The 12,896-nt window shown below is 62.5% G+C and carries 13 protein-coding genes; 7 read left to right on the top strand and 6 right to left on the bottom strand.

Annotated elements, in window-relative coordinates:
• From J4E08_RS13855 to J4E08_RS13830, 6 genes are all read left to right on the top strand, one after another.
• The gene (locus tag J4E08_RS13855) at positions 1-969 is read left to right on the top strand and encodes a YVTN family beta-propeller repeat protein (protein ID WP_183968531.1); all 969 of its coding nucleotides are present in this window, start codon (positions 1-3) and stop codon (positions 967-969) included.
• Positions 970-989: 20 nt separating this feature from the next.
• A complete protein-coding gene (locus tag J4E08_RS13850; RefSeq protein WP_502949272.1) occupies positions 990-1,430 on the top strand; it encodes a cupredoxin domain-containing protein in 441 nt (146 codons plus the stop codon).
• 20 nt (positions 1,431-1,450) lie between these two features.
• Positions 1,451-1,714: a PepSY domain-containing protein gene (locus J4E08_RS13845; RefSeq protein WP_349539002.1), complete on the top strand. Its 264-nt coding sequence runs from the start codon at positions 1,451-1,453 to the stop codon at positions 1,712-1,714.
• 103 nt (positions 1,715-1,817) lie between these two features.
• Complete coding sequence (locus J4E08_RS13840; RefSeq protein WP_349539001.1) at positions 1,818-2,783, top strand: ABC transporter substrate-binding protein; 966 nt, start codon at positions 1,818-1,820, stop codon at positions 2,781-2,783.
• Positions 2,784-2,788: 5 nt separating this feature from the next.
• Entirely contained in the window at positions 2,789-3,565 is a 777-nt protein-coding gene (locus J4E08_RS13835) for an ABC transporter permease (RefSeq protein ID WP_349539000.1), read from the top strand.
• Positions 3,562-4,155, top strand: a complete 594-nt coding sequence (locus J4E08_RS13830; RefSeq protein ID WP_349538999.1) for an ABC transporter ATP-binding protein — start codon at positions 3,562-3,564, stop codon at positions 4,153-4,155. Before J4E08_RS13835 ends, J4E08_RS13830 begins: the two co-directional genes overlap by 4 nt.
• A gap of 7 nt (positions 4,156-4,162) precedes the next feature.
• On the opposite strand, the gene htpX is transcribed toward J4E08_RS13830, so the two are convergent.
• Entirely contained in the window at positions 4,163-5,074 is a 912-nt protein-coding gene (gene htpX, locus J4E08_RS13825; protein WP_349538998.1) for a zinc metalloprotease HtpX, read from the bottom strand.
• 190 nt (positions 5,075-5,264) lie between these two features.
• Between htpX and J4E08_RS13820 the strand changes: the two genes are divergently transcribed.
• Positions 5,265-7,565, top strand: a complete 2,301-nt coding sequence (locus tag J4E08_RS13820; RefSeq protein ID WP_183968518.1) for an arginine/lysine/ornithine decarboxylase — start codon at positions 5,265-5,267, stop codon at positions 7,563-7,565.
• On the opposite strand, the gene J4E08_RS13815 is transcribed toward J4E08_RS13820, so the two are convergent.
• From J4E08_RS13815 to nadA, 5 genes are all read right to left on the bottom strand, one after another.
• Positions 7,529-8,200 carry an aminotransferase class IV family protein gene (locus J4E08_RS13815; protein WP_349538997.1) on the bottom strand — a complete coding sequence of 224 codons (672 nt, stop codon included), beginning with the start codon at positions 8,198-8,200 and terminating at the stop codon, positions 7,529-7,531. The genes J4E08_RS13820 and J4E08_RS13815 overlap by 37 nt on opposite strands.
• Positions 8,158-9,279, bottom strand: a complete 1,122-nt coding sequence (locus J4E08_RS13810) for an aminodeoxychorismate synthase component I (RefSeq protein WP_349538996.1) — start codon at positions 9,277-9,279, stop codon at positions 8,158-8,160. The genes J4E08_RS13815 and J4E08_RS13810 overlap by 43 nt, the downstream gene beginning before the upstream one ends.
• Before the next feature lie 151 nt (positions 9,280-9,430).
• Entirely contained in the window at positions 9,431-10,276 is an 846-nt protein-coding gene (gene nadC, locus J4E08_RS13805) for a carboxylating nicotinate-nucleotide diphosphorylase (protein ID WP_349538995.1), read from the bottom strand.
• A complete protein-coding gene (locus tag J4E08_RS13800) occupies positions 10,273-11,841 on the bottom strand; it encodes an L-aspartate oxidase (protein ID WP_349538994.1) in 1,569 nt (522 codons plus the stop codon). Before J4E08_RS13800 ends, nadC begins: the two co-directional genes overlap by 4 nt.
• Complete coding sequence (gene nadA, locus J4E08_RS13795) at positions 11,841-12,893, bottom strand: quinolinate synthase NadA (protein ID WP_349538993.1); 1,053 nt, start codon at positions 12,891-12,893, stop codon at positions 11,841-11,843. Before nadA ends, J4E08_RS13800 begins: the two co-directional genes overlap by 1 nt.
• Between the last annotated feature and the right edge of the window lie 3 nt (positions 12,894-12,896).

Genomic DNA, 12,896 nt, shown 5'->3' with positions numbered 1-12,896 from the left:
ATGAAACAATTCCTGCTTGCCACCGCTCTTGCGACCCTTGCCGTGCCTGCCTTGGCCGGGAAAGCCTTTGTCACCAACGAGCGGGGCAACACTGTCACCGTCGTGGACACCGAAACATGGGAGGTTCTGGAAGAGTTTTCTGCCGGCAACCGCCCGCGCGGTATCACCGTGTCGCCTGATGGCAAACATTTGTATGTCTGCGCCTCCGACGACAACCTTGTGCGGGTGTTCGACACCGAAACCTACGAGGAGCTGCCGAGCCTGCCCTCCGGTCCCGACCCGGAGCTGTTCATCATCGAGCCCTCGGGCAAGCGGCTGTATATCGCCAACGAGGACGACAACCTGGTGACGGTGACGGACACCGAAAGCCGCACCATTCTGGCGGAGGTGCCCGTGGGCGTCGAACCAGAAGGCATGGGCATGTCGCCGGATGCCAAATGGGTGGTGAACACGTCGGAAACGACGAACATGGCGCACTTCATCTCCACCGAGGATTACAAGATCAAGCACAACGTGCTGGTCGATCAGCGCCCGCGCTACGCGCAATACACTGACGACGGCACTCGGTTGTTCGTCAGCTCGGAAATCGGCGGGACGGTGTCGGTCATGGACATTGCCGAGGATGGCGCACCTACGCTGATCAAGAAGATCGGCTTTGAAGTTCCGGGCGTTCTGCCGGAATGGTTGCAGCCCGTTGGGGTGAAGGTCACGCCGGATGGCTCTCGAATTTTCGTCGCACTTGGACCGGCCAACCGGGTTGCGGTCGTTGATGGAGAGACGCTGGAAGTCGACAAATACATCATGACCGGGCAGCGGGTCTGGCAGCTCGATTTCACGCCGGACAACAAATACCTGCTGACGACCAACGGCAATTCCAACGACATTACCGTCATCGACGTGGACCAGGAAAAGGCGATCAAATCCGTGCAGGTGGGCCAACAGCCCTGGGGCGTGGTGACGATCGAATGAAACAAGTTTTGGGAGGATATATGTTCAAGAGATGTGCCGCCGCCGCGGTGGCTTTGATGCTGGGGGGGCCTGTGATGGCCGCGCCCCTGTGTGATGAGATGGGCTTTGCCGGGCTGTTGGCGTCTTGCAACCGTGGAGAGGACATCATGCTCACGCTGTCCTCGGGCAAACCGCTGGGCGAGGACACGGTGCTGCAGTCGGGCGCGTATTACACGCTGGTGATCGAGGCGGACGGCTCCGCCGAACTGGCCGTGGAAGGGCCGTCGTTTTTCCGCGCGATCTGGATGAATGAAATCGTCATCAACAAGATTGAAATCCGCCCCATGGCCATCGATTCCATCGAGTTCGACAAGGCGGGCGTGGCAGAGCTGTCCTTTGTCGCGATCAAGCCGGGGCGTCACACGTTGCGGATTCCCGGCTCCACCGGCGAGACACAGCAGATCACACTGTCCATTCGATAACTTTTACGGGAGGAACACATATGAAACGTTTTGCAACCGCAGCCCTGATCCTGGGCCTTGCTTCGCCGGTTTTCGCAGAGAGCCACGCAGAGATGGAGATTCCGCAGGAAACGGTCGACGCAATCATGTCGATGCTGACGGATATGGAATGCCAGATGGCGCCGGACGATATCGAAATGGAAGACGGCGGCTACGAGCTGGACGACGTGATCTGCAAGGGCGGCGATCAGTTCGACATTGAACTCGACGCCGACCTGAACGAGGTTGGCCGTCGCGCCGAATAAGACCAAAGCATCGGGTGCAGTGCGCTGCACCACCGCTAAGTTGAAGCTGGGGGAGGGCGACCTCTCCCAGCTTTTTTCAGAGGATGTCCAAGGGGAGGAAGACATGTTCGACTTTATCAAAGGCGCGGCCGCCGCGCTGGTGCTGGCCACGCCTGCGATGGCGCAGGACATGCCGACCATCCGCGCTGCCGTACTAAAGATCGGGACCGTGAACTGGGAGCTCAAGACCATCGTCGATCAGGGGTTCGACGAAAAACACGGCTTCACCTTGGACATTGCGCCCTACGCCGACAATGGCGCGACCCGTGTGGCGGTCGAGGGCGGCGAAGCCGACATGGCCGTGGCGGACTGGATCTGGGTCGCGCGGCAGCGTGCTGCGGGCAAGGATTACGTCTTTATCCCCTATTCCAAAGCAGTCGGCGGGTTGGTGACACCGGCTGATTCGAGCGTGACGTCGCTACAGGATCTGGCCGGGTCCAAGGTCGGGATTGCCGGTGGACCGCTCGACAAAAGCTGGCTGATCCTGCGCGCTTATGCACAGCAGGAATACGGCATGGACCTGAAGGCCGAGACCGAGCAGGTTTTTGGCGCGCCGCCGCTGATCTTCAAGGCGGGGCTTTCCGGAGAAACGCAAGGCGCGATCAACTTCTGGCATTTTTTGGCCAAGATGAAGGCCGCCGGCATGAAGGAGGTGATCTCTGTCGCGACAGCGGGTGAAGCGCTGGGTCTGAACCCCGACACGCCTTTGCTGGGGTACTATCTCAAACAGAGCTTTCTGGACGAGAACCCCGATCTGGCGCAGGCCTTCTATGACGCATCGCGCGATGCAAAGGATCTGCTGGCCAGCGACGATGCTGCGTGGGACGCAATCCGTCCGATCATGAACGCCAAGACCGATGCGCAATTCGACACGCTCAAGGCCGATTGGATCGCGGGCATTCCCGCCGCCGGTCCGGTCGACATGGACGGCGTGAACAAGATGCTGGCGCTGATGAACGACCTTGGCGGAGAGGACTTGGTGGGACAAGCGACCGAGGTGCCCGAGGGCCTCTTTGCGGACCTCGACTGATCCTGATGCAAGGCACGCCGGAGGCCAGACAGAGCATTTCGACAGGCGCGACCACGGGCCTGTCTATCGCTGCGTTGCTGTTGCTCTGGATCGTCGCCGCAGCCCTGACAGATGACGCACAGGTTTTGCCGCAGCCTTGGGCTTTGATACAGCCGTTTCTCCGCGAACTCATATCCGGCGAGTTGTTGTATCATCTTGGCGCGACACTGCTGCGGGTGATCTGGGCGTTTTCGCTGGCGATGCTGGCGGGCTGCGCGCTGGGGCTGGTAATGGGCCGGTATCCAAGGGTGAACCAATGGCTCGACCCGTGGCTGGTGATCTTCCTCAACCTGCCGGCGCTGGTGCTGATCGTGCTGTGCTACCTATGGATCGGGCTGAACGAAACGGCAGCGATCCTTGCCGTGGTGTTCAACAAGATCCCCAATGTCGCCACGGTGATCCGCGAAGGCGCGCGCGCGCTCGACCCTCAGATCGACGCGATGGCAAAGGTCTATCGCATGTCTGGATGGGCCCGGTTGCGGCACGTCACGGTGCCACAGCTTGCGCCGTTCATCACCGCCGCCGCGCGGTCAGGGATAGCGGTGATCTGGAAAATCGTGTTGGTGGTGGAGTTCCTCGGTCGATCCTCCGGCGTCGGATTCCAGATCCATCTGTATTTCCAACTGTTCGACGTGGCGATGGTGCTGGTCTACGCCTTCAGCTTTATCGTGGTGATGCTGATGGTGGAATGGCTGGTTCTGCAACCGTGGGAAAGGCATGTGCGCCGATGGAGGGCGGAATGATCCGGGTCGACATCCGTGCGAAACATTTCGGGCCGACGCAAGTTCTGGGCACCGTTCGGTTTGACATCGCGCCGGGGGAAACCGTCGCGCTGGTGGGGCCGTCCGGGATCGGCAAGTCCACCGTGCTGCGTATCGTCGCCGGGATCGACAATCGGTACGAAGGCAACGTGGCGCGCCCTGACGCCATGGCCATCGTGTTTCAGGAACCGACGCTGCTGCCTTGGCGCTCGGCGCGGGACAATCTGTTGCTGACCCAGCCGGGTCTCAGCCGTGACGGGGCCGAGCGCGCCTTGACCCGCGTGGGGTTGGAGGGGCGCGGCGATGCCTTCCCCGGTCATCTGTCACTTGGACAGCAAAGACGTCTGTCACTGGCGCGGGCCTTTGCCGGATCGCCGGAACTGTTGATCATGGACGAACCATTTGTATCCCTGGACCCGGATATGGCGGATCAGATGATCGGCCTGTCTGAGGCATTGATCGCCGAGCATCGTCCTGCCACGTTGTTCGTGACCCACGCCAGGTCCGAGGCTGACAGGCTGGCCGACCGAGTGCTGGAGCTTTCGGGAACCCCGGCGCGTCTCACCAACTGACGTTTCCTTACCCCCACGGACCGGCGTCGCGCTTGCGCGTGGGCTGCGGGCGCGGCTTCAGGGCGCGTTGCGGACGGGTGGCTGTCGGCCCAGCCAGTTGGCGCAAGGCCGCAATACGGTTTTCCGTGGCCGGGTGCGTGGCGAACAGGTTGTCGCGCGCGCCGCCATGCAGCGGGTTGATAATGAACATATGCGCCGTGGCGGGGTTGCGCTCTGCGGTGGTGTTGTCGATCTGTGCGGCGCCTTCGGCGATGCGTTCCAGCGCCGTCGCCAGCCACATCGGATTGCCACAGATCTCTGCGCCAGCCTTGTCTGCCGCATATTCGCGGGTACGTGAAATCGCCATCTGCACCAGCATTGCGGCCATGGGCGCAAGGAACATCATCGCCAGCGTGCCTATGATCCCGGCCCCGCCTTCGCGGCGCCCGCCAAAGAACATCCCGAAATTCGCCAGCATGGTGATCGCACCGGCAAAGGTCGCCGTCATGGTCATGATAAGCGTGTCGTGGTTGCGAATGTGGGCCAGCTCGTGCGCCACGACACCGGCCAATTCCTCGCGGCTGAGCGATTGCATCAGTCCGGTGGTCACCGCGACAGCGGCGTTTTGCGGATTGCGCCCAGTGGCAAAGGCATTGGGCTGCGGCTGGTTGATGATGTAGGTGGCCGGCGTCGGGAGCCCCGCGTTGCGCGACAGCTCCTCGACCATTGCGGTCAGGCCGTACCGGTCGCCGCGCGTGACCAACTGCGCATTATGCATTTTCAGCACCATGCGGTCGGAATTCCACCACGTCATGACGTTCATGCCTGCGGCGATGACCAGCGCAATCAACGCGCCGCCGGTGCCGCCAAGAAAATAGCCCAGGCCCATGAACAGGGCCGTCATCGCGGCCATCAACAAAGCTGTCTTTGCGTAACCCATATTGCAGGTCCTCCTGTTTCACATATGGGCGCGTCGCGCGTCGTGCCAAGAGGGCGCAGGCCACATGGGCAATGAAGTGCTTTGCATGTGCGTTGGCTTGACGCAATGGTTAGCACGCAATGCCTTGACGCGCTGAGTGTAGAACGAAAGAACGAGTGTCAGACACCGCGCGTCCCCCAAGGAGACAGCCATGAAATTCCGCTTTCCCATCGTCATCATCGACGAGGATTTCCGTTCCGAGAACACCTCCGGCCTTGGCATCCGTGCGCTTGCGCAGGCCATCGAAGCCGAAGGCTTTGAGGTGCTCGGGGCGACCTCCTACGGCGATCTGTCGCAATTTGCCCAACAGCAAAGCCGCGCCTCGGCCTTTGTTCTGTCGATCGACGACGAGGAATTCTCGCAAGGTCCCGACCTGGACCCAGCCGTGGTGAACCTGCGCAACTTCATCGAAGAACTGCGCTGGAAGAACGCCGATGTGCCGATCTTTCTGCACGGCGAGACAAAGACATCGCGCCACCTGCCCAACGACATCCTGCGGGAGCTGCACGGCTTTATCCATATGTTCGAGGATACGCCGGAATTTGTCGCCAAACACATCATCCGCGAGGCGAAAAGCTATCTGGAATACATCCAGCCGCCGTTCTTCAAGGCGCTGTTGGATTATGCCGAGGACGGATCGTATTCGTGGCACTGTCCGGGCCACTCTGGCGGCGTCGCCTTTTTGAAATCGCCCATCGGGCAGATGTATCACCAGTTCTACGGTGAAAACATGCTGCGCGCCGACGTGTGCAACGCGGTGGAGGAACTGGGCCAGCTGCTCGACCACAACGGCGCGATTGGCGAATCCGAAAAGAACGCCGCGCGTATTTTCAACGCCGACCACTGTTTCTTTGTGACCAACGGCACCAGCACCTCGAACAAGATGGTCTGGCACCACACCGTCGCCCCCGGTGATGTGGTCGTTGTGGACCGCAACTGTCATAAATCAATCCTGCATTCGATCATCATGTGCGGGGCGATCCCGGTTTTCCTCAAACCCACACGCAACCATTGGGGCATCATCGGCCCGATCCAGCGGTCCGAATTCGAGCCGGAGTCGATCAAGGCGAAAATCGCCGCCAACCCGCTGCTCAAGGATTACGACCACGACAAGGTACAGCCGCGCATCATGACGGTGACGCAATCCACCTACGACGGCGTGCTCTACAACACCGAAGCCATCAAGGGGGCGCTCGATGGCTGGATAGAGAACCTGCATTTCGATGAGGCGTGGCTGCCGCACGCGGCCTTCCACCCCTTCTACGGCACCTATCACGCCATGGGTCGCAAGCGCGGGCGGACCAAGAAGTCCGTGACCTATGTGACGCAATCGGTGCACAAGCTGCTCGCCGGGATCTCTCAGGCAAGCCACGTTCTGGTGCAGGATTCCGAGGAAACCAAACTCGACCGGCATCTGTTCAACGAAGCTTACCTGATGCACACTTCCACCTCGCCGCAGTATTCCATCATCGCGTCGTGCGATGTGGCGGCGGCGATGATGGAGCCTCCGGGCGGCACGGCGCTGGTCGAGGAAAGCATCGTCGAAAGCCTCGAATTCCGCCGCGCCATGAAGAAGGTCGGCAAGGAGTACGATCAGGACTGGTGGTTCAAGGTCTGGGGCCCGGAAGATTTCGACGAGACAGAGGACGGCATGGGCGCGGCCAAGGACTGGCAGCTCAAGCGGACCGACAGCGACGGCATGGAACCCGGCGGCAAGGACAGCTGGCACGGGTTTGGCGACATGGCCCGTGATTTCAACATGCTGGACCCGATCAAGGCGACGATCATCACGCCGGGGCTGGACATCGAGGGGCATTTTGACGACAGCGGCATTCCTGCTTCCATCGTGTCGAAATATCTCGCTGAACATGGCGTCGTGGTAGAAAAGACCGGGCTCTATTCCTTCTTCATCATGTTCACCATCGGCATCACCAAGGGGCGGTGGAACACGCTTCTGGCGGCGTTGCAGCAGTTTAAGGATGATTACGACCGCAACAACCCGCTGTGGCGCGTCATGCCGGAGTTCTGCGCGGCACAAGCGCGGTATGAAACCATGGGGCTGAAGGACCTCTGCCAGCACGTGCATGAGATGTATGCCAAATACGACGTCGCTCGGCTGTCCACCGAGATCTACCTGAGCGACCACCACCCTGCGATGACACCCTCGGATGCCTACGCTCAGATCGCACGGCGCAAGACGGAGCGGGTGGCCATTGACGATCTCGAAGGGCGCATCACCACCTCGTTGGTCACGCCCTACCCACCGGGCATTCCGCTCTTGGTTCCGGGAGAGGTGTTCAACGCCAAGATCGTGGAATACCTGCGCTTCAACCGTGATTTCGCGCGGGAATGTCCGGGGTTCGAGACCGACATTCATGGTCTGGTGGTCGAAAAACGCCCGAATGGTGAGACGCTTTATTTCGCCGACTGCGTGGCGTCCTCGGAGACATAAGGCACCAGTCGCGCTTCGATCTGGCCGCGCAATGCATTGCACAGGCGCAGGCGCGGCGCGGCGGTCAACTGTTTCAGCGTGACGCTGGCGACGCGGACCTCGCCGCGCGCCAGCAACTCCGCCCGCGTGACACCGGGCAACGCGCCGTCCGTCAGGGGCGGTGTGACCCATCCGTCGTCATGCTCTACCAGAACGTTGCAGATGGTGCCCTCGGCGAGATGGCCATTTTCGTTAAGGAATATCAGCTCATCCACCCCGTCTGGCAGATCCGCGCGCGCGGCATCATAGATCGCGCGCCGGGTGGATTTCACCCGCAGCCACGGATCATCCGACGCCAGCCGGTGCGGTGCAATCGCCACATGCCACAGCATTGCCGGGGGGGGCGCGGGCGCACAGGTCATTTCCACCACGCCCGAAGCATCCAGCGTCAGCCGCAACCGTCGCGGCGCATCGCCAGAGACCTCGTTTAAGGCACGATCAAACGTTGACGGATCAAAGTCAAAGCCCAGCCGCCGCGCCGACAGGCAAAGCCGATCACGGTGTCGCGCCGCCAAGGCCACGCCAAGCCCCGGCTGCCAGAGCATAGTCTCGATCAGGCGCGTTCCGTCTGGAACGTGGCGAAACGGCTTTTCCACAGGGCTTCCTCGTATTCACTTTCTGCGCGGCTGTCCCACACAAGACCGCCGCCCACATTCAACACGGCCTCGTCAGCCTCCACAATCAGCGTGCGGATCGCCACGTTGAACCGCGCCCGCCCGTCCGGCGCGGCCCAGCCGATGGCGCCGCAATAGGCGTCGCGGGGCCGCTGCTCCAGTGCGCGAATGACCTCCATCGCGCGGATCTTGGGCGCGCCGGTGATCGACCCGCAGGGGAACAGCGCGGTAAAGATCTGCGTCAGAGTGGTGCCCGGCGCCAGCCGTGCCTCGATCTGGCTGACCAGCTGGTGCAGGGTCTCGTAGGTTTCGACCTTGAACAATTCGGGCACCCGTACCGATCCGGGCATAGCCAGCCGGGACAGATCGTTGCGCAGCAAATCGACGATCATCAGGTTTTCGGCGAGGGTCTTCTCATCCCGCGTCAGCGCATCGCGCAGCGCCGCATCCTGAGCCGCCGTGGTGCCCCGCGGCGCGGTGCCTTTCATCGGGCGGGTGGCGATGCAGCCCTCGGCATCGACGGAAAAGAACACCTCGGGCGAGCGTGACAGCACAACCGGCCCTGTCGCGGGCAGGATCAGGGCACCTTGGCTGACGGGCTGCCGGGCGGCCAGCGCGGCGTATAGCCCTTGCGGATCACCTTCAAAAGACGCTCGCAACGGCATGGTCAGATTGGCTTGGTAGATGTCGCCAGCGCCGATCCGGGCGTGCACCTCTTCAAAGGCCTGCCCATAGCGCGCCGCGTCCCAGTCGGGCTCAAACGCGCCAAGCTTGAACGCCCCGCCGGACAAAGCGTCGGCCTCGCGCGGACCTTCGTAAACGCCAAAGGACACCAGTGGCTGCCGCCGCCCCTCTGGCATCAGCGCCAAAAGCCGGGGTTCCAGCGCATAGCCCAGCTCATAGCTTGCATACCCTGCCAGCCAGAACCCATCGGCCTGCGCCTGATCCAAAGCCGCAAAAGCCGCCGGGACATCGTCAGCCGTCCAAGCCTCGATGAGGTGGCGCGGCATGTCAAAGCAGGCTGCGCGCCCCTCCGGGCCAGTGTCAAAGCGGATGTACATGGCCAGTGTCCGTTGCCTGTCTCAAAGCCTGTTCTTGCCAAAATTCGATCCGGCGCAGAGGGCAGAATGCGCCCCATCCCGTCCCAAGGCGACAGCCGGCTAACTGGTGCAGCCCTTGCCGTGGATCGGGGGGAACTTCAATCGCCGAGGCTCAGAAATCCAGCCCGAAATCCACAGTCTGCGCCGAATGGGTCAGCGCCCCGGCAGAGATATAATCTACCCCGGTCGCCGCGATAGAGGCCACGCGGTCGAGATGGACATTGCCGCTGGCCTCGGTGGTGATGCGGCCGTCGACCATCGCCACAGCCTCGCGCAGCATATCGTTGTCCATATTGTCCAGCAAAACAACCGACGCGCCACCGACCGACAACACCTCGGCCAGCTGATCCAGCGTATCGACCTCGATTTCCACCGCCATCATGTGGCTGGCCTGCGCCTTTACCGCTTCCAGCACGGCCCGCACGCCGCCCGCGGCGGCGATGTGGTTGTCCTTGATCAGGATCGCGTCCGACAGCGAATAGCGGTGGTTGAACCCTCCTCCGTGCAGCACGGCGAGCTTTTCGACAATGCGCAGGCCCGGCGTGGTCTTTCGGGTGCAGGTGATGCGGGCCTGGGTGCCACGGGTCTGCGCGACAAAACTGGCGGTCTTGGTCGCGATGCCCGCAAGCCTGCCCGCAAAGTTCAGCGCCACACGCTCGCCGGTCAGGATCGACTGGGCGGCGCCCGTGATGGTCATCAGCGTATCACCGGGGGCGCAGCGCGTGCCGTCGGGCGCATTGATCTGGACATCCAGCGCGGGGTCCACCAAGTGAAACGCCAGCCGGGCCACCTGCATCCCGGAGACAACCGCCTCTGCCCGTGCGTTCAGCCTTGCGGTGTACGTCACGCCAGCCGGGACGACGGTGCGCGTGGTGATGTCGCCATAGCTGCCGAGGTCTTCGAGCAGGGCATTTTTCACCATGGGTTCAAGGATCAGATCAGGGAGGGTCGTGGTCATTCTGAGGTCTCGCAAATACGGGCGCGCAAAGTCAGTGCGGCCTCCAAAGTCAGGAAAGAACGTTCGCCCGGACCCGCGTGCGGGGTCGGGAAGTCCGAGCGCTCATGCGCGCCGCGGCTTTCTTCACGCAGGAGGGCCGCGGCAGCGATCAGCGTGGCGGTGGCACACATGTTCATGAAAGAGGGGTTGTCGCCATGCGCTTGCTCCAACGCGGCGATGGTGCGCAGCGCGCGGGACAGACCGCTGGCATCGCGCACGACTCCGACACCGGTGGTCATGGTCTCGCGAAGCTGGCGCACGGCCTCTGCGTCGGGCTGGACGCTGGACCCGGAAAGCTCCAGCACGACTGGCGGGGCGTCTGCCTCCGGGACCTCTGCTGCGATGCCTTGGGCGCAGATGCGGGCAAACACCAGCGCCTCCAACAATCCGTTTGATGCCAGCCGGTTCGCGCCGTGCAACCCGGTGGAGGACGCCTCGCCACAGACCCAAAGGCCCTTCAACGACGCGCGCCCCTCGGTGTTCGTGGCGATGCCGCCCATATGGTAATGCGCGGCGGCCGCCACGGGGATCGGCTGGGTCGCCGGGTCGATGCCGTTTCGGGTGCAGGCTATGGCAACCGCTGGGTATTGCGTCAGGATCCGCGCCCCGAGAGCGTCGCGCGTGTCCAGTACGGGGCGATTGCCCGCCTGCGTCTGCGCATAGATCGCGCGGGCCACCACGTCGCGCGGCGCCAGCTCGGCATCGGGGTGAACATGAGTCATGAACCGCTGACCCTGACGGTTCAACAGAACCGCGCCCTCTCCGCGCAAGGCTTCGGTGGCAAGCGGCGCGGGATCTTCGCCCACGTCGATGGCGGTGGGGTGGAACTGGACGAATTCCGCATCGGCGATCACAGCCCCCGCCCGCGCGGCCAATCCGATCACTTGCCCGCGAATGCGCGGCGGATTCGTCGTCACGGCATACAGGCCCCCAGACCCGCCGCCCGCAAGCAGCACCGCGGCGCCGCGCAGCATGACCGGATCGGACCCGGTGTCGGAGGCGGACTGGACCACCAGACCTTCGACCCGCCCATCGGGAGAGGTCTCCAGCCCGATAGCCATGACCCCTTCGAGCACCTGGATTGAGGGCGTTCGCCGCGCCACGTCGATCAGCGTGGCCATGATCTGCGCACCGGCCTGATCGCCCTTCACCCGCACCACACGGGCAAAGCTGTGCGCCGCCTCACGTGACAGCACATAGCCGCCGTCGGGACCGCGATCAAAGGGCGTGCCCTTTGCAGTCAGGTCGAGGATGAAGTCGCGCGCATCCCGCGTGACCAGATCTGCGACCTCGGCGTCCACCGTGCCTGCCCCGGCCTTTACCGTGTCACGGGCGTGGGCGGCGGCAGTGTCTCTGTCATCCATCGCCGCCGCGACACCGCCCTGCGCCCATGCGGAACTCGCGCCTTCGCCCAACGGCTCTGGAGAGATCAGAACCACCGGACGCGGTGCCAATTCCAGCGCGGCATACAGCGCGCCCAGTCCCGCGCCGACGATCACCACGCGGGAGGTGGTAACCTCCTGCATCACAGACCCAGCTTTTTGGACAGGTCGATCATGCGCTGCACCGACAGGCGTGCCTTCGCCGCGATCGCTGCGTCGACCTCAACCTGGTTTTCCATCGAATGCAGCACCCAAAGGATGTTCTCCAGCGTGATCTTTCGCATGTAGGGGCACATGTTGCACGGCCCGACAAACTCGACCTCCGGCAACTGGTCAGAGATGTTCGACGCCATGGAGCATTCGGTGATCAGCAGCGCCTTTTCCGGCTTTTCATCGGTGACGTATTTCAGGATCCCGCTGGTGGAGCCGCTGAAATCCGCCTCTGCCACCACGTCCGGCGGGCATTCGGGGTGCGCGATCAGCCGAACGCCGGGATTGTAGGCGCGGTAATCGCGCAGATCTTGTGGCGTGAACTGTTCGTGCACGATGCAGGAGCCGGGCCAGTAGACGATGTTCTTGTGGCTTTCATTCGCCACGTTCTGCGCGAGGTACTGATCCGGCGTCATGATCACCGTATCCTGCTCCATCGCATTCACGATCTTGAGCGCGTTTGACGAGGTGCAGCAGATATCCGACGCGGCCTTCACCTCGGCGGTGGTGTTCACATAGCTGACGACCGGCGCGCCGGGATATTTTGCGCGCATCTCCTCGATGCCCTCGGCAGTGATGGATTCAGCCAGCGAACACCCGGCCTGCATATCAGGCATCAACACGATCTTGTCGGGGCTGAGGATTTTCGACGTCTCCGCCATGAAGTGCACGCCCGCCTGCACGATCACGTCGGCCTCCACCTCGGCGGCCTTGATCGCCAGTTGCAGGCTGTCGCCGACGAAATCGGACACGCCGTGGTAAATGTCCGGCGTCATGTAATTGTGCCCAAGGATCACGGCGTTGCGCTTGGCCTTCAGCTCGTTGATCGCCTTCACGTAGGGGGCATGCATCGCCCAGTCGGCGGGGGAGACGACGCGCGCCATACGGGCGTAGGTGTCTTTCATCTCTTCGGCCAGCGCGAGATTTGGGGAGAGATCGTAGTGCTCGGCCAATGTCTGGGTGATGGTAGAGGCATGGATATTCATGTC

The organism is Sagittula sp. NFXS13, from assembly GCF_040148795.1.
GTDB classification, from domain to species: Bacteria; Pseudomonadota; Alphaproteobacteria; order Rhodobacterales; family Rhodobacteraceae; genus Sagittula; species Sagittula marina.
Note: the sequence above shows the minus strand (reverse complement) of the source record. Positions and strands in the feature narration are given on the sequence as shown.